This is a genomic window from Mesorhizobium sp. M1A.F.Ca.IN.022.06.1.1 (assembly GCF_003952605.1).
In the GTDB taxonomy this organism is placed as follows: Bacteria; Pseudomonadota; Alphaproteobacteria; order Rhizobiales; family Rhizobiaceae; genus Mesorhizobium.
Genome location: NZ_CP034455.1, coordinates 3,035,229 through 3,052,230, shown reverse-complemented (window position 1 = coordinate 3,052,230; position 17,002 = coordinate 3,035,229). Strand labels below are relative to the sequence as shown.

Here is a 17,002-nt window from a genome sequence, read left to right as displayed (position 1 = left end):
AAGCGGCTCGGCTACCGCTCCATGGCGGGCGCCGCGAAATCCACGCGTTTGCGGATCTTGCCGTAGACGATGTTCCTATTCGATCCGTAATAGACCTCGGCTTCGACGCGGTTCTTATCCACCGCGGCATTGATGATGTCCCACATGTCGCCGGCCGATCGCAGGATGAGCGGCCAGTCCATGAACGTTTCCATGTACCCGTCGGTCGTGATCTCGTCGCTGAAATTGGCGAAGAGGAATTCGCCGTCCGGCTTGACCAGTTCCATCGCGCGCTGCAGCAGCCGTGCGCCGACCGGAAGCGGCAGGTAGTCATACAGCCCGGAAGCATAGACGAGATCGAATGTGCCAAGCGGGTAGGCGCGCCGCAAAAGACCGCGCACCGATCCGTCCACGGCTTCCACTGCCGTACCGGTGAGGTCGCGGTTGACCGTGCCGACGCTCACCGGATCCTGGTCGAGACCGATCCAGCGCTTTAACCTTCTCTCGGCGAGCGCCTTTGAGAGTTCGGCTTCCCGCAAATGGCCGCAGGCGATTGCCAGCACCTCGGCGTTTTCTATCCGGGCAGCCGTTTCGTCGACCGTTTTGGCCAGTATCTCGCGGCGCTCGCGCCCCGCCACCGAGCTTGCCGCTTCGCTCGTATAGGCAAAGATCTCGCGGCCGAGTTCGCTCGACGATGCCACGATCTCGTCGGCGCTCGGGTGCTTGTAGTAGATGTCCAGCAGCGTCGCGTCGCCCGAATAGCCGCGCGGCTTTTCGAAGGACCAGCGCGTGAACGGATCCTGCTTCAGGTAGGCCGCCACGTGGTGCTGCTGAGCGAGCGGGATCAGTTCCTGCCAAAGAGCCGGAGCGACCTCCCGGCGCAGTTCATGCAGTCGACCCGCCAGGCGCTCGACGATTTGCCCTGCGGGCTCCTGGCGCGCGAAAGCCTGATGAGCGAGGTCCAGCACCAGGGCGAGCTGGGCCGCCCGCGCCTTGAGCTCGGCGGCGTCGACCGCCTCCGCGGACGCCGCCTTGTGCTTCTTGATCAACGTCGATGTGATGAGGCTCGCCTCATCGATTTTCAGATCGGGATTCAGCGCCATATGGGCATTTCCTTGTGGTCCCCCACCGACAATTATAAATGCCTAGAGTTTTAATAAAAGTTTAGGGTCAACTGCATTAGTTGATGCTAATACTCTCCTTGCCGAAGGTTTGAAGCGCCGAAAACCAGAGCTCGATCGAGCTGCGGAACGCGCACGTCCTTAACCTTTTGTTATGCACTGGGCTAACGCCGTCTCCCGCTCTGCGCGACGTTTCGGGTGTGCCCATCAAATCTGTGGGAAAGCTGCATCGAAACTGCTGAACCGCGCCCAGGCGGCTTCGACATCGCCAAATACAACCGGCGGACCGACACAACGGAGGTCCGCCATGAACATCGTGCTGATCAACCCGCCGCATACGGCCATCGGCAGCCGCGTGCCCGACGATCACCTGCCGCCTTTGGGTCTGCTGGCGATCGGCGGTCCGCTGCTCGATGCCGGCCATCGGGTGCGCCTGGTCGATGCGGAGTTCGGGCCGATCCCGCTTTCCACGCTCGTCGATGAGGCCCTGAGCGAGAATCCGGATTTCGTCCTGATCGGCCATTCCGGCTCGACTTCGGCGCATCCGACCGCGCTGCGGATCGCGGAAATGATCAAGGCCCGCGCGCTAGGGGTCGTCATCCTCTATGGCGGCGTCTTCCCGACCTATCACTGGCGCGACGTGCTCGCCGCAACGGACGTCTTCGACTTCATCGTGCGCGGCGAGGGTGAGGCGACCGCGCTGGCGCTGGTCGAGGCGCTGGAAAGGCGCCGGCCGGTGTCGGGTGTCGCCGGCATCGCCTATCGCGACGATTGCGGCCGACCCTTCGCGACGCCGCCTGCGATGACGATTACCGATCTCGACGCCTGCCGCATCGGCTGGGAGCTGATCGACCATGGCCGCTACAGCTATTGGGGCGGCAAGCGCGCCGTGGTCATGCAGTTCTCGCGCGGCTGTCCGCATCTGTGCAACTATTGCGGCCAGCGCGGCTTCTGGACCCGCTGGCGACATCGCGACCCGGTCAGCTTCGCCAAGGAGATCGCCTGGCTGCACCGCGAGTATGGCGTCGAGCTGGTCAATCTGGCCGACGAGAACCCCACCTCCTCGAAGAAGGCTTGGCGCGCCTTTCTCGATGCGATGATCGCCGAGAACGTGCCGGTGCTGATCGTCGGCTCGACGCGCGCCGACGATATCGTGCGCGATGCCGATATCCTGCACCTTTATCGCAAGGCCGGCGTCATCCGCTGGCTGCTCGGCATGGAGAACACCGACGAGGCCACACTGTCGCTGATCCGCAAGGGCGGCAGCACCAAGTCCGATCGCGAAGCGATCCGGCTGCTTCGCCGGCACGGCATATTGTCCATGGCGACCTGGGTCGCTGGCTTCGAGGATGAGGGTTTTCGCGATCTCTGGCGCGGCTTTCGCCAGCTCATCGCCTATGATCCCGACCAGATCCAGGCGCTCTATGTGACGCCGCATCGCTGGACGCCGTTCTTCCGCATCGCCAAGGATCGCAGGGTGATCCAGAAGGACATCCGGCTCTGGGACTACAAGCACCAGGTGCTGCATATGACCCGGCTGAAGCCGTGGATGCTGTTCTTCGCCGTCAAGCTGATCGAGCTTGCCGTGCAGTCACGGCCGAAAGCGCTGGCGCGCGTCCTTTTCCATCCGGACCCAGAGCAGCGGCATTCGATGCGTTGGTACACCAAGATGGGCCGCCGCGTCTGGTTCCGTGAGGTTTGGGGTTTTCTGGTCCGCGACCGCCGCGTGGCCGCGGGCCCGACGCTTGCCGAATTCTGGGGCGCGCCGCAGGACGCCGACGAGGAATCGATGGTCTTTCAGCGCCCGGCGCGAGAGCCGGCCCTGCCCGTCGCGGAAGATAAGCGGGTCGCCGAAAGCAGCAGGCTAGCCGGCTAAATAAACCCTACGGCACGATCAGCGTGCCGGCCCCGTGCTCGGTGAACAGCTCGAGCAGCACCGAATGCGGCGTTTTGCCGTTGAGGATGACGACGCCCTCGACGCCGCGCTCGATCGCCTCGATGCAGGTCTCGACCTTCGGGATCATGCCGCCCGATATCGTGCCGTCCTTGATCAGCGCCTTGGCCTCGCCGACCGTCAGCTCGTCGATCAGCTTCTTGTTCTTGTCGAGCACGCCGGGCACGTCGGTCAGGAAAAGCAGGCGCGAGGCGCGGCAGGCGCCGGCGATGGCGCCGGCAAAAGTATCGGCGTTGATGTTGTAGGTATGGCCGTCGCGGCCGGGCGCCACCGGTGCCAGCACCGGGATCATCTCGGAACGGGCCAGCAGGTCGAGCAGCGTGCGGTCGACCTCGACCGGCTCGCCGACGAAACCGAGATCCAGCACCCGCTCGATGTTCGAATCCGGGTCGATCATGGTCTTGCGCGCCTTTTCGGCGAAGACCATGTTGCCGTCCTTGCCGCAGAGACCGATCGCCCATTCGCCTTCGGCGTTGATCAGCGCCACGATTTCCTTGTTGATCGAGCCGGCCAGCACCATCTCGACGATCTCGACCGTCTTCTGGTCGGTGACGCGCAACCCGCCCTCGAACTTGGATTCGATGCCCATCTTGTTGAGCATGGCGCCAATCTGCGGCCCGCCGCCGTGAACGACAATCGGGTTGACGCCGGACTGTTTGAGCAGCGCGATGTCGCGCGCAAAGGCCTTGCCGAGCTCGTTGTCGCCCATGGCATGGCCGCCATACTTAACCACCACCGTCTTGTTCTCGTAGCGCTGCATATAAGGAAGCGCGCGCGAGAGCAGCGCGGCCTGCATTTCGGCGTTGGCGGCGATGTCCGTCATCGGTGCTTTCCCTAGGTGGCAAGGATGGCGGGCGTCTTAGCGGGAATTGCCGCAGGTCGCAAACGGCTTTGCGCTCACAATGACGAAATCGGCGGGTTTCAAGGTCTGTCGAGATTCAGGTCAGGCCGAGTCGAGAATGGCGGATTTCGAGAACCGGAACGGAGCGTACTTTCTGGTACGTGAGTACCGGAAAGCGCAGAAAACCGCCATTCGCAGGCCGGCATCACCTGAATATCGACAGACCTAGCCGGGCACCTTGAGCGGCGCGCGGCGCTTCAGCCATCCTGAAATCTTCTCCATTTGCGCTGCGAGCGACAAAAGCGTCTCCTCGTCGCCTGGCCGTCCCGCGGCCTGGATGCCGAGCGGCAGGCCACCTGCGGTGACATGCACCGGCAGCGCGATCGAGGGCTGGCCGCTGACATTGTGGATCGCCGGCCAGGGAGTGAACCACAGGCTCTTGTCCATCAGCTGGCCGAAAAACGATTTGATCCTGAGCAGCCCGGTTAGATGCAATTTGTCGAGGACGTTCTCGACGAGCTCGTCGGCGCCTTTCGGGTCCATCGCGCCGCAGGCGAGCGGCGGGTGCGCAATGATCGGCATCAGCACGGCATCGAAGCGCGCCGTGTCTTCGATCATCTGCCGCGCGGTGGCGTTGAGCCGCTGCACGGCGTCATAGACCTCGCCGGCGGACAGCATTTCGCCGAGGCGACCAAGCACGCGCGTCGCACGTTCGACCTCGCCGGACACCGGGCGGCCGACGCGCTTCGCCTCGGCACGCATCATGCCTGCGACGGCCGACGCGACGCTCTTGCAGAAATCGGCGATGAAGTCGCGGCCGATATAGGGCAGGTCGATCTCTTCCACCGTGTGCCCGCCCTCGCGCGCCAGCGCCACCGCGGTGTCCAGCGCTTCCATCGTCTCAGCCGAGATCGGCAGGCCGAGCGGCGATTTGCGGTAGACGGCGAGGCTGAGCCGGCCTGGATCGCGCGCCGCTGCGGCGGTGAAGGCGCCCTTGGGCTCCCGCGCCGCATAAGGCGACAGCGGATCGGCGCCGTGCGTCAGGTCGAGCAGGAGGGCTGTATCGCGCACCGAGCGGCTGACCGCATGGTCGACGACCATGCCGTACCAGCTCTCGCTGGTGAGCGGCGTCAGCGGCACCCGGCCGCGCGAGGTCTTGAGCCCGACCAAGCCGCTGCAGGCCGAAGGCACCCGGATCGAGCCGCCGCCGTCGGAAGCGTGCGCCGCCGGCACCACGCCGGCCGCGACGAGCGCCGCCGATCCGCCGGACGAGCCGCCGGTGGTGTGGCCGGTGTTCCAGGGGTTGCGGGTGATGCCGAAGCGGGCCGATTCGGTCATCAGCCGCAGCCCATGCTCAGGCGAGGTGCTGGTAGCGATCGGGATCAGGCCCGCGGCCAGATAGCGCTCGACCATCACCGAGTTGAAATCGGCCGTGAAGGCCGGAATGCGGCTGCCGCCATGGATCGGCACGCCCTTGATGCCGATGCCGAGATCCTTCAGCGCGAAGGGTACGCCGGCGAGCGGCTGCTTGCGGTCGATCGCCTTCGCCCGCGCCCTGGCGGCGTCATAGAGCGGCGTGGCTATGGCGTTGATGTCGGGTCTTGTCGCCTCGGCGCGGGCAATCGCGGCGTCGACCAGCTCCTGCGGCGAGATTTCCCCCTTGTGGATGAGTTCGGCAAGTCCGGTCGCATCCTGTTCCCAAAGCACGCGTTCGATCGACATTGCCGCTCCCCTGTTTTGGCGAAGGCTATCGCATGAAGCCGCAAATCGAAATCCGGATTTGCGTTGTTCATCTCGCATTGCGGAAGATGACTTCACGTACTGACGCCGCGGCAGCCTTGGGTGGACAACACCGCCCGCGCCGTTGCAAATAAATCGCAATCTTCTAATTTGCCTGCATGGGGCCTCAGGACATCAGCAAGCTGATCGTCCGGACTTCGATGAAGGACCGGGCTGCGTTCGATCTGCTCTACAAGCAGACCAGCGGGAAACTTTTCGGCGTCTGCCTTCGTGTATTGAGGGACAAGAGTGAGGCGGAAGAAGCACTGCAGGAGGTCTTCGTCAAGATCTGGACCAAGGCCGATCGTTTCGCGATTTCCGATCTCAGCCCGATTTCCTGGCTGGTGGCCATTGCGCGCAACCATGCGATCGACCGCATCAGGGCCCGGCGCGGTCCTTCCGCCAATATCGATGCAGCGCTCGAGGTCGCCGATCCGGCGCCGGGGCCTGAGGCCATGGCTGTCGCGGGCGGCGAGACCGAACGCATCTACCATTGCCTCGACGAATTGGAGAAACACCGGGCGGCGGCGGTCCGGGGCGCCTATCTCAACGGCGAAAGCTATGCCCAGCTGGCGGAGCGCCACAAGGTCCCGCTGAACACGATGCGGACTTGGCTGCGGCGAAGCTTGCTCAAACTGAGAGAATGCCTGGAAAGATGACGCTGGCGGAAGAAAACGGACCGGAACGCGGAGGCGACGACCTGCTCGCCGCCGAATACGTTCTCGGCGTTCTGGCAGCCGACGAACGCCAGATCGCCTCCCGCCGCCTCGATACCGAGGCGGGTTTTGCCCGCCTGGTCGATGCCTGGGAAGCCCATTTCGCGCCGATGGCAGCCGCCTACGCTGCGGTCGAGGCGCCGGCTTCGGTCAAGGCGGCGATCGACCGGCGGCTGTTTGCCTCATCAGTGACCACCCCCGCCGCGCCCAGCACCGGCCTGCTGGGGAGCCTCGCCTTCTGGCGCGGGCTTGCCGCGGCCGCGCTTGCCGCTTTGGCCGTCTTTGTCGCCCTGCCTCTCGTCAATCCGCCGTTGCCGCAGCCCGAAACCAGGCTGGTCGCCTCGCTCGCCGCCGACAACAGCAACGTCAAATACCTCGCTGTCTATGACGCTGCGCGCCAGGAGGTCGGCCTCTCGCATGTTTCCGGCGAACGCGGCGCCGGCAAGGATTTCGAGCTGTGGATGATCGAGGGCAAGACTGCGCCGGTCTCGATGGGCGTCATCCCGGCCGGCCAGACCGCGCGCATGGCCGTCACGCCGGCCGTGCAGGAGAAGCTGGCGCAAGGCGCCGTGCTCGCCGTCAGTCTCGAGCCGGCCGGCGGTTCGCCGACCGGCCAGCCGACCGGCCCCGTCGTCGCCGCCGGCGATCTGAAGGGCATCTGACGACATTTCGGAAAAGAATTGGAGACTATCCGAAGTCTATCCATCCGACATGTGTCGGCAGCAGCGCTTTCGTGCGCTTAGACGCGGTACGTTTGCATCCGGGCCGACGAATAAAAAATCTTCGAAGTTCGCGAAACTAAGTTTTTGACGCGTCGTATCTCCTCGCGTTCCCAAGGATGGGGAAAACAACCCGAGGAGACTGATACAATGCGTAAACTCGCCACCCTTCTGCTTGCCTCTACAATCGGCCTTTCGGCGCTTGGCGCCGTTGCCTATGCCGCCAATCCGATGGTCGGCGGCGCCCCGATGTATGCCAAGAAGAACATCATCGAGAATGCCGTCAATTCGAAGGACCACACCACGCTGGTCGCCGCCGTCAAGGCCGCCGGCTTGGTCGACACGCTGCAGACCCGCGGTCCTTTCACCGTCTTTGCCCCGACCAACGAGGCCTTCGCTGCACTTCCGGCCGGCACCGTCGAGACGCTGCTCAAGCCCGAGAACAAGGACAAGCTGACCAAGATCCTCACCTGCCATGTCATTGCCGCCAAGGCGCTGGCCGCCGACGTCGCCAAGATGGCCAAGGCCGATGGCGGTGCGCATGAGGTCAAGACCGTCGGCGGCTGCGCCCTGACGCTGAAGTCCGAAAAGGGCAAGGTCACGGCGACCGACGAGAACGGCAACGTCGCTCATGTCACAATCGCCGACGTGCGCCAGTCGAACGGCGTCATCCACGTCATCGACAAGGTTCTTCTGCCGAAGATGTAACAAAGCGCGTGCGGCCGGCGAAGTGGCGTATGTCCGCGCCGGCCGCACGGTCTCCCTCCCACGATCCGTGCTGCCGTCAAGCGCCGCTCCGCATCGCCAGGGCTTGGGTCGACGCGGGGTGGCGCGCGAACCGTCACCGGCTTTTGCTTTTCCGGTGGCGTCCTAGTTTGTAAGATCACGTCAGGAGGAAAGGCCATGAACCGTCGCGACTTTCTCTGGAGCGGTGCCGCCGCCACTGCCCTCACAATCGGAGCCGGAGCGGCGTTGCACATGGGCGGCGCGAAGCCGGCTCTGGCCGCCGAGACCTTCGAGATCACCAAGACCGACGCCGAATGGCGCGCCATCCTTTCGGATGCCGCCTTCGACGTGCTGCGCAGGGAGGGCACCGAATATCCGGGCACCAGCCCGCTGCTCAACGAACACCGCAAGGGCATCTTCGCCTGCGCCGGATGCGACCTGCCGGTCTATCCGTCGGAAACGAAGTTCGATTCCGGCACCGGCTGGCCGAGCTTCTGGCAGGAGATCCCCAATGCCATCGGCAAGACCGAAGACCGTTCGCTCGGCATGACGCGCACCGAGGTGCATTGCCGCCGTTGCGGCGGTCATCTTGGCCATGTCTTCGACGACGGCCCGCCGCCCACCGGCCTGCGCCACTGCATCAACGGCGTGGCGCTGACCTTCAAGCCCGCCGCGGCCTGAGCGGACTGCGATCTGTCCAAAGAAATGACCCCGGAAATCGGCGACGATTTCCGGGGTCACGCGTTGAGGACGCCAGGCGGGGGTTCCGGCTCCTCAATGGCCTCCGCCGCCACCGCCGCCTTGCTGTGCCGGCTTGTTGATGAACAGCACGAAAAATCCGAGCGAGGCGAACAGCACGGTCAGCATCATGAACACGTCCATGAAGGACAACAGCGCCGCCTGCTGCTGCACCATGCCGGACAGCTTTGAAATGGCGGCGGCCGTGGCGTCGAGGCCGGCGTTTTGCTGGAAGGTCAGCGTCATGTTCTGCAGCTTGGTCTGCGCGGCCTCGCTGCCCCACTGCACATGCTCGGAAAGCCTTGCATAGTGAAAGGCATTGCGGTCGATCAGCACCGTGTTGATGACTGCCAGGCCGACGGCACCGCCGAGATTGCGGGTCAGGTTGAACAGGCCCGACGCATTCTTCAGCCGCTCCGGCGGCAGCGTGCCGAGCGCGATGTTGTTGATCGGCACCATGCACAGCATCATCGAGCAGCCGCGCAGGATCTGCGGGATCAAGAGCTCATAAAAATCCCAGTCGGCGGTGAGATGCGTCATCCACCATGTGCCGGTGGCGAAGCCGATGAAGCCGACCATCATCATCAGCCTGAGATCGATCTTGTTCGACAGGATGCCGGCAACGGGCGCGGTGAAGAACATCGCCAGGCCGCTGACGAACAGCGCCTCGCCGATCATCATCGAATCGTAACCGCGGATGCGGCCGAGGAACACCGGATAGAGGTAGGTCAACCCGTAAAGGCCGATGCCGACCACGAAGGAGAACAGCGAGCCGAAGGCGAAATTGACATTGTTGAAGGCCCGCAGATCGACGATCGGCTCCTCGGCGGTGAACACGCGCCAGAAGAAGATGAGACCGCCTATGGTCATGATGATGGCGCAGGCAAAGACGGCCGGCTCCTGCAGCCAGTCATGGTTCGGGCCTTCCTCCAGCACGTATTCCATGCAGCCAAGGAAGGCGGCCATGCCGATCAGGCCCCACCAGTCGAACTTGGAGAACAGCTTGAGGTTCGGCTTGTCGAAATCGATCAGCGACCAGGCAGCCGTCGCCACCAGTATACCCGGCACGACATTGATCAGGAACAGCCAGTGCCAGGACATGGCATGGCTGATATAGCCGCCGACCGTCGGGCCGATGGTCGGCGCCAGCGTCGCCACGAGGCCGATCATCGGCGAGACGACGGCGCGGCGCGACGGCGGGAAGATGGTGAAGGCGGCAGCGAACACGCTCGGAATCATGCCGCCGCCGATAAAGCCCTGGATGGCGCGGTAGACGATCATCTGGTCGATGTTGGTGGCGGTCGCGGCCAGCGCGCTTGCTGCTGTGAAGCCGGCGGCCGCGGTCGTGAACAGCACGCGGGTCGACAGCATGCGGCTGAGGAAGCCCGACAGCGGGATCATCACCACTTCCGCGATCAGATAGGCGGTCTGAACCCACGGGATCTCGTCGGAGCTGGCGCTGAGGCCGGCCTGGATCTCGGCCAGCGATGCCGAGACGATCTGGATATCGAGGATCGCCATGAACATGCCGAACACCATCGCCAGGAAGGCGATGACGCGGCGCGCCGGCATGTGGTCGGCGGGTGCGGCGGCTGCCGGCCTTGCCGGCGCTGCTCCTGCGGTAATGGTTGCGGTTGCCATCTCATGGCCTCCCTGCGGCAGCTCCAAAAGTGCGCGGCGTTTTCCGCCCGGAACTGCGTCAAAACAGGCTGGGCGGCTCGGCGCTCAATTGGCCACCGGGCCGCCCCCCAAACTCTCAGTTGGTCGTCGCGGCCGGCGCGGTGCGGCTGTCGGCGGCGACGATGACGCTCAGGCCGGCGCGCAGCTTGCCGGTCTTCAGCACGTCGGCCGGCACGTCGATGCGGACCGGGACGCGCTGCACGACCTTGGTGAAGTTGCCGGTGGCGTTTTCCGGCGGTAGCAGCGAGAACACCGCGCCCGAAGCCGGTGCCAGCGACGAAACCGTGCCCTCGAAGGTCTGGCCGTCGATGGCATCGACCGTGATGCGGACCTTCTCGCCAGGCACCAGCCGGCCAAGCTGCGTTTCCTTGAAGTTGCCGACGATGTAGAGCTTGTCCATCGGCACGACGACGGCGAGCTTCTGGCCGGGCGTGACGAGGTCGCCCTGTTCGACCGAGCGGTTGCCGACGACGCCGTCATAGGGCGCCTTGAGCACGGTGAAGGAAAGGTCGCGCTGCGCCTTGTCGCGGGTGAGTTGCAGCGAGGCGAGCGTGCTGGCGGATTCCGCGCGCTGGGCTTCGAGCACGCCGATATTGGCCTGCGCGGCGGTGATCTGCGCGTCGGCGCCGGCAAGGGCTGCCTTTGCCTGGTCGAGCGCCGTCTGGGCGTCGTCGAGCTGTGCCTGCGTGCCGACATGCGTCTTGAGCAGCTGCGCCGCGCGGGCTTGGGCGCGTGCCGCATTGTCGGCCGCCGCCTGGTCGGCAATCTTCTGCGCCTGTGCTTGCGCCAGCGAGGCCTGCGCCGCCTTGGTCTGCGCGTCGATGCGGTCGAGCGTCTTCGCCAGCGTGGCGATCTGCGCCTCGGCCTGGGCGACCGCGATTTTGTAGTCGCCGTCATCGATGACGAACAGCGGATCGCCGGCCTTGACGCTCTGGTTCTCGCTCACCAGCACCTTGTCCACATAGCCGGAGATTTTCGGCGACACGAACGACATGTCGGCCTGGACATAGGCGTCGTCGGTGGAGATCATGAACCGGCCGTCGGTCCAGTAATCGTACCCGTACCAGCAGCCGGCGCCGAGGAGGCCCAGCCCGATGATCGGCAGCAGCAGCGAGCGGACAGAGCGCTTCTTCTTGGCCGGCGCTTCGGCAGGCGCGGGCAGTACAGGCGCTTCCGGAGCTTCGGTCGACGGCTGGACCTTGGCGTTGGGGAAATTGCGGACTTCGGCGATAGCGGGCGCGTTCGAGGACATGATAATCTCTCTGGGACAAGTCAGTCAGACTGAACCGTTCGGTTCGAATTGGTGATTGACATAGCGCGGAAAGAGGCCCATATCAAGAGCAAATCGAACCGGTTGGTTCGAAATATTTCGTGAGGTTTGACTCCGATGGTCGAAACGACAGCCGATAGCGATCTGCTCGACCTGCGCAAAGGCCGTCCCGCGGCCGGGCAGGATCCGATCAAACGGGCCCAGATCATCGAAGGCGCGCGCCGCGTCTTCATCCACAAGGGCTTCGAAGCCGCGTCGATGAACGACATCACGCGCGAGGCCGGCGTCTCCAAGGGCACGATCTATGTCTATTTCGCCAACAAGGAAGAGCTGTTCGAGGCTCTCATCGAGGAAGAGCGCGGCACCATCTTCAAGAATATGTATGAGGTGCTCGACCATTTCGACGACCTGCGCAAGACGCTGGTGAAGTTCGGCATGGTGCTCTCCGCCAAGATCACCTCGGCCAAGGTCATCCAGGCGCAGCGCACGGTGGTCGGCGCTTCCGACAGGATTCCCGAGCTTGGCGCCCGCTTCTACGAGCGCGGTCCCAAGCGTGGCCACGACAAGGTGATGATCTTCCTCAACGAAGCCGTCGAACGCGGCCTGCTGAAGATCGACGATGTCGATCTCGCCGCCTATCAGTTCACCGAGCTCTGCCTCGCCGGCCTCTTCCGCCAGTGCATTTTTTCCTACCGCACCAAGGCGCCGAGCCAAGCCGAGATCGAGCATGTCGTTCGCTCCGGCGTGAACGTCTTTCTGAAGGCCTACGGCACCGAGAAGCTCGCGGCCGAGGAGCAGGCGTCGCTCTCGGCGTGAACCTGCGGCGCGCAGCGATTGCGAAGGAACGCGAGGCGCTTTGACGACGCTACGGCGCCGCGGCAGCCGACTTCGATGCCACCGGTCACCTCCTTCTTCCAGCCCAACTCGAACCGTCGACCGGCACTTTTCCCGGACCCTTCCGGAAGAGCTTGTTAACCATCGGTTCCTATGTCTCGGGACACGTTTGTTCGACGAATCTCGAGTGTGACATCCATGCGTTTTACCCGTGCCAATCCTTCCGGTGCTTCCGCTTACGGCGACAACGACGACAGCAGCTCGGAAGACGCGCGGCACCATGGCGCTGCCGTGCCGCCGCAGCGGCAAACAGGGCAGGTCGTCACGCTGCGAGCCGCCGCTGACGGCGAATCGAACGCCGCCGATTCGGCTGGCGGCGACGAGTTCGGCGGCCAGGCCTGGCAGCAATATTTCTTCCTCGCGCCCAATGTGCGCTTCACTCGCACGCCGGATTCCGACAAACGGCCCGCACCGGAGCCAGTTGATGAAGCGCCGGCCAAGGCGGTGGCTTCCCGCGGGCTTCCCATTCGTCCGGCGCCGCTGGCGCCCCAGCCGACCAATCCGGGCCGGGCAGTCCCCGGCGCGGCCGCCACCGCCCCGGCCAAGCCGCCGCAGGCCATCGTCAAGCCGCAGCAGGCCAGCGCCGCGCCGCCGCCACGGGCCGTAGCCACTCCGGCACAAAAGCCGCAGCCGCCGAAATTTCGTTGGTCCTATCTTTCCGACGATGCGTTTTTCGAGTTCAGCCTGCCCTTGCTCGCCGAGCGCCTGGCGCGGGCACGGCTGAACGATCCTTTGCAGACGCCCGCGGCTCCCGCGCGGATGAGTCCTGCGGCGCAACCGAGCCCGTTCCGCCCCGCCGCGATCGGCGAGGCGACCTCGTTCTACCGCGTCATCGAATGGCGCTCGCACGGGCCGGCCGCAAGTCTGGCCCCGCTGACGGCGCCGGTCGATCTGCCCGCTCTCCGGTCCGCTCCTGGGGAAATCGAATCGCGCGCGCCCGCGCCTGAGTCCGTCGCGCCGCGTCCCATCGCAAAGAGCGCCAAGGCCGCCAGACCCGCGCCGCCCCTGCCCGTCGCCGGCAAGGTCGCGCCGCAGCCCGCTTCGGCCGGCTACGAGCTTCCGTCCGAGGAATTGCTGCAGATGCCGCCGGAAGGCCAGGGCTTCTACATGTCGCAGGAGCGGATGGAACAGAACGCGGACCTGCTCGAAAGCGTGCTGGAGGATTTCGGCGTCAAGGGCGAAATCATCCATGTCCGGCCGGGTCCGGTCGTCACGCTCTACGAGTTCGAGCCGGCGCCGGGCGTGAAGTCCAGCCGCGTCATCGGCCTGGCCGACGACATCGCCCGCTCCATGTCGGCCATCTCGGCGCGCGTCGCGGTGGTGCCGGGCCGCAACGTCATCGGCATCGAGCTGCCCAACGAAACGCGCGAGACGGTCTATTTCCGCGAGCTGATCGAGTCGACCGGCTTCCGCAACACGTCGTGCAAGTTGGCGCTGGGGCTGGGCAAGACCATCGGCGGCGAGCCGGTCATCGCCGACCTCGCCAAGATGCCGCATCTGCTGGTCGCCGGCACCACCGGCTCGGGCAAGTCGGTCGCCATCAACACCATGATCCTGTCGCTGCTCTACCGGATGAAGCCGGCGGAGTGCCGCCTCATCATGGTCGATCCCAAGATGCTCGAATTGTCCGTCTATGACGGCATCCCGCATCTGCTCACGCCGGTCGTCACCGATTCCAAGAAAGCGGTCACCGCGCTCAAATGGGCGGTGCGCGAGATGGAGGAGCGTTACCGCAAGATGGCGCGCCTCGGCGTGCGCAACATCGACGGCTACAACCAGCGCGCCGCGGCCGCCCGCGACAAGGGGGAGGTCGTGGTCATGCAGGTGCAGGTCGGCTTCGAGAAGGGCACGGGCGAGCCGCTGTTCGAGGAGCAGGAGATCGACCTCGCGCCGATGCCCTACATCGTCATCATCGTCGACGAGATGGCCGACCTGATGATGGTGGCCGGCAAGGAGATCGAAGGCGCCATCCAGCGGCTGGCGCAGATGGCGCGCGCCGCCGGCATCCATTTGATCATGGCCACACAGCGCCCGTCGGTCGACGTCATCACCGGCACCATCAAGGCCAATTTCCCCACCCGTATCTCCTTCCAGGTGACGTCCAAGATCGACAGCCGCACCATCCTTGGCGAGCAGGGCGCCGAGCAACTGCTCGGCCAGGGCGACATGCTGCACATGGCCGGCGGCGGGCGCATCGTGCGCGTGCACGGTCCCTTCGTCTCCGATCGCGAGGTCGAGCACGTCGTGGCGCATTTGAAGGCGCAAGGCCGCCCGGAATATCTCGATACGGTCACCGCCGGCGAGGAAGAGGAAGAAGATCCGGCCGACACGGGTCCAGTCTTCGACAAGGGCTCGATCGACGCCGAGGATGGCGACGCCCTCTATGAGGAGGCGGTCAAAGTGGTCAAGCGCGACAAGAAATGCTCGACCTCCTACATCCAGCGCCGCCTCGGCATCGGCTATAACCGCGCCGCCTCGCTGGTCGAACGCATGGAGAAGGAAGGCCTGGTCGGCGCGCCCAACCATGTCGGTAAGCGCGAGATCCTTGCCGGCCGGCGCGACCATGCGCTGGAGCGCGACGAGACGGATTGAGCGGGGCGTCGGGAGGCGCAGTCAGCTCGGCCGATCACGGCTGGTCCTGCCCTTCCTTGTTCGATCTGGGCAGGGGCAATACGCACAGACGGCGCCAGCCCACTCATCCGGGCCGCTTCGCGGCTACACTTCTCCCGTTGAGGGAGAAAAGACTAGCGCCAGCGCCGGCAATCTCCTCTCCCCTCGGGGAAAGGTCAGCCGGGGCGAAGCGGAGGCTGGGTGAGGGGCAGCACCATGCGCGGCTGCCTTGCTCCAAGGCGAAAATGCTTCAGCCGCCGTTCGCCACCAAGGCGATCGCCGCGCGCAGATCGTCGAGCCCTGAGGCCTTTTCCGACGAAGTCGCGAGCACCGCCGGGAACGCCGCCGGCCGTTTCTTGATCTTGGCCAGCGTCTCCTCGATCAGCTTCGGCACGCCGGCCGCCTTGATCTTGTCGGTCTTGGTCAGCACGATCTGGTAGGACACCGCCGCCTTGTCGAGCAGCGACAGCACCTCCTCGTCCTTGGCCTTGATGCCGTGCCGGGAGTCGATCAGCACATAGACGCGCTTCAGCGTGACGCGGCCCTGCAGATATTCGAAGATCAGCTTCGTCCAGGCGTCGACCTTGTCCTTCGGCGCGCTGGCGTAGCCGTAGCCCGGCATGTCGACCAGCGCCATCGGCGGCAGGTCGGCGCCTTCGCCGGAGAAGCCGTCCGGCACGAAATAGTTCAGCTCCTGCGTCCGTCCGGGCGTGTTGGAGGTGCGCGCCAGCCCCTTCTGGCCGACCAGCGCGTTGATCAGCGACGACTTGCCGACGTTGGAGCGGCCGGCAAACGCGATCTCCGGCGGCCCTTCCGGCGGCAGGAATTTCATCGACGGCACGCCGCGGATGAAGATCCACGCGCGGGTGAACAGCTCCGGACTTATGGCAGTTTCGCTCGTGGTTTTGTCCGGCGCGTTCAAACGGCGGCCTCCAGCTTGGAAATGTCGGCGCCTCGAATGGCGTTGAGGTTGCGGCTGACCTTGTCGACCGGCCAGTTCCACCAGGCCGCTTTCAAAAGCCGTCGCACCGTGAACTCATCGAAGCGCATCTTCACCACCTTGGCCGCATTGCCGGCGACGATCGAATAGGGCGGCACGTCGTGCGTGACAACCGATTTCGCGGCGACGATCGCGCCATGGCCGATCTCGATGCCCGGCATGATCACCGCATCCATGCCGATCCACACGTCATTGCCGACGACCGTGTCGCCGCGGATCTCTTTCGACCAGGTCTCGGGGTCAAAACCTTCCTCCCAGCCATGGCCAAAAATGTTGAACGGATAGGTGGAGAAGCCGGACATCGCGTGATTGGCGCCGTTCATGATGAAGCGGGCACCCTCGGCGATGGCGCAGAATTTGCCGATGATCAGCCTGTCGCCGATGAAGGGATAGTGGTGCAGCACGCACCTCTCGGCGAATTTGTCCGGACCGTCGGGATCGTCGTAATAGGTGAAGTCGCCGATCTCGATGTTCGGCGCATTGACCAGCGGCTTCAGGAAGCCGACGCGCGGATGCATCGCAATGGGATGCTTGATGTTGGGGTTGGGTCCGGTCATCGCGGTCAGTCCTTAGTTGGCAGGCACGAGGCGGCGCCCTGGCGACGCTGTCTCCCGATCAAACTACCGTGATCAGGCTGCAGCACCAACCCGCGCTCAGCGGCTGCCGCGACAGATCACGATCGGGTTGGAAAGCGCGCTGTCGAAACCGCTGCCCTGATAGACCTGGACGTTGGAGGCGCCGGGCGGCAGCGTGAAACTGCCGTCGACGACTTTCTGGTCGCCGGCCGAGGTGTGCAGGGCCCAGCTATAGGTGCAGAACTGCGGCGGAGCCTTGGGTTGCACGTGGCTGCAGTTGAGCTGCGCGCCGCCGAGCATTGCCGCGCCGCCGCAGCTCACCGCTTCCTTGGCGGCGGCCGGAAACGCGCATGTCAGCAGGGCAGCCACGGTCGCGATCCTGAGCCGGTTCATCTTCATT

15 protein-coding genes are annotated in these 17,002 nt (G+C 64.8%); 7 read left to right on the top strand and 8 right to left on the bottom strand.

What is annotated here, in order from left to right; genetic code table 11:
* Positions 1–11 precede the first annotated feature (11 nt).
* A complete protein-coding gene (locus tag EJ078_RS14410) occupies positions 12–1,082 on the bottom strand; it encodes a class I SAM-dependent methyltransferase (protein ID WP_127215201.1) in 1,071 nt (356 codons plus the stop codon).
* A gap of 325 nt (positions 1,083–1,407) precedes the next feature.
* On the opposite strand from EJ078_RS14410, the gene bchE reads away from it, so the two are divergent.
* A complete protein-coding gene (bchE, locus tag EJ078_RS14405; RefSeq protein WP_127215202.1) occupies positions 1,408–2,976 on the top strand; it encodes a magnesium-protoporphyrin IX monomethyl ester anaerobic oxidative cyclase in 1,569 nt (522 codons plus the stop codon).
* Positions 2,977–2,983: 7 nt separating this feature from the next.
* Here bchE and argB read toward each other — a convergent pair whose 3' ends face one another.
* On the bottom strand, positions 2,984–3,877 hold the full coding sequence (gene argB / locus EJ078_RS14400; RefSeq protein ID WP_067003018.1) for an acetylglutamate kinase: 894 nt from the start codon (positions 3,875–3,877) through the stop codon (positions 2,984–2,986).
* 243 nt (positions 3,878–4,120) lie between these two features.
* A complete protein-coding gene (locus tag EJ078_RS14395) occupies positions 4,121–5,617 on the bottom strand; it encodes an amidase (protein ID WP_095799020.1) in 1,497 nt (498 codons plus the stop codon).
* Between the two features lie 176 nt (positions 5,618–5,793).
* Between EJ078_RS14395 and EJ078_RS14390 the strand changes: the two genes are divergently transcribed.
* The 4 genes from EJ078_RS14390 (at position 5,794) to msrB (ending at position 8,516) form a co-directional block, all read left to right on the top strand.
* Complete coding sequence (locus tag EJ078_RS14390) at positions 5,794–6,333, top strand: sigma-70 family RNA polymerase sigma factor (RefSeq protein WP_127217426.1); 540 nt, start codon at positions 5,794–5,796, stop codon at positions 6,331–6,333.
* A complete protein-coding gene (locus tag EJ078_RS14385) occupies positions 6,330–7,052 on the top strand; it encodes an anti-sigma factor (RefSeq protein ID WP_189413704.1) in 723 nt (240 codons plus the stop codon). The genes EJ078_RS14390 and EJ078_RS14385 overlap by 4 nt, the downstream gene beginning before the upstream one ends.
* Before the next feature lie 207 nt (positions 7,053–7,259).
* Entirely contained in the window at positions 7,260–7,817 is a 558-nt protein-coding gene (locus EJ078_RS14380) for a fasciclin domain-containing protein (RefSeq protein ID WP_067323809.1), read from the top strand.
* A 195-nt stretch (positions 7,818–8,012) separates the two neighbouring features.
* On the top strand, positions 8,013–8,516 hold the full coding sequence (gene msrB, locus EJ078_RS14375) for a peptide-methionine (R)-S-oxide reductase MsrB (protein ID WP_067323811.1): 504 nt from the start codon (positions 8,013–8,015) through the stop codon (positions 8,514–8,516).
* Between the two features lie 93 nt (positions 8,517–8,609).
* On the opposite strand, the gene EJ078_RS14370 is transcribed toward msrB, so the two are convergent.
* Positions 8,610–10,214: a DHA2 family efflux MFS transporter permease subunit gene (locus EJ078_RS14370; protein ID WP_095799435.1), complete on the bottom strand. Its 1,605-nt coding sequence runs from the start codon at positions 10,212–10,214 to the stop codon at positions 8,610–8,612.
* Between the two features lie 115 nt (positions 10,215–10,329).
* On the bottom strand, positions 10,330–11,505 hold the full coding sequence (locus EJ078_RS14365; RefSeq protein WP_127217446.1) for an HlyD family secretion protein: 1,176 nt from the start codon (positions 11,503–11,505) through the stop codon (positions 10,330–10,332).
* Positions 11,506–11,640: 135 nt separating this feature from the next.
* On the opposite strand from EJ078_RS14365, the gene EJ078_RS14360 reads away from it, so the two are divergent.
* Together EJ078_RS14360 and EJ078_RS14355 are read left to right on the top strand one after the other, a co-directional pair.
* On the top strand, positions 11,641–12,339 hold the full coding sequence (locus tag EJ078_RS14360) for a TetR/AcrR family transcriptional regulator (RefSeq protein ID WP_127403566.1): 699 nt from the start codon (positions 11,641–11,643) through the stop codon (positions 12,337–12,339).
* Positions 12,340–12,555: 216 nt separating this feature from the next.
* Positions 12,556–15,009, top strand: a complete 2,454-nt coding sequence (locus EJ078_RS14355) for a DNA translocase FtsK (protein ID WP_127403565.1) — start codon at positions 12,556–12,558, stop codon at positions 15,007–15,009.
* A gap of 268 nt (positions 15,010–15,277) precedes the next feature.
* Here EJ078_RS14355 and yihA read toward each other — a convergent pair whose 3' ends face one another.
* The 3 genes from yihA to EJ078_RS14340 form a co-directional block, all read right to left on the bottom strand.
* Positions 15,278–15,913 carry a ribosome biogenesis GTP-binding protein YihA/YsxC gene (gene yihA, locus EJ078_RS14350; protein ID WP_127215316.1) on the bottom strand — a complete coding sequence of 212 codons (636 nt, stop codon included), beginning with the start codon at positions 15,911–15,913 and terminating at the stop codon, positions 15,278–15,280.
* A gap of 32 nt (positions 15,914–15,945) precedes the next feature.
* A complete protein-coding gene (locus EJ078_RS14345) occupies positions 15,946–16,584 on the bottom strand; it encodes a CatB-related O-acetyltransferase (protein WP_127215313.1) in 639 nt (212 codons plus the stop codon).
* A gap of 96 nt (positions 16,585–16,680) precedes the next feature.
* The gene (locus tag EJ078_RS14340; RefSeq protein WP_095825578.1) at positions 16,681–16,995 is read right to left on the bottom strand and encodes a hypothetical protein; all 315 of its coding nucleotides are present in this window, start codon (positions 16,993–16,995) and stop codon (positions 16,681–16,683) included.
* Positions 16,996–17,002 lie beyond the last annotated feature (7 nt).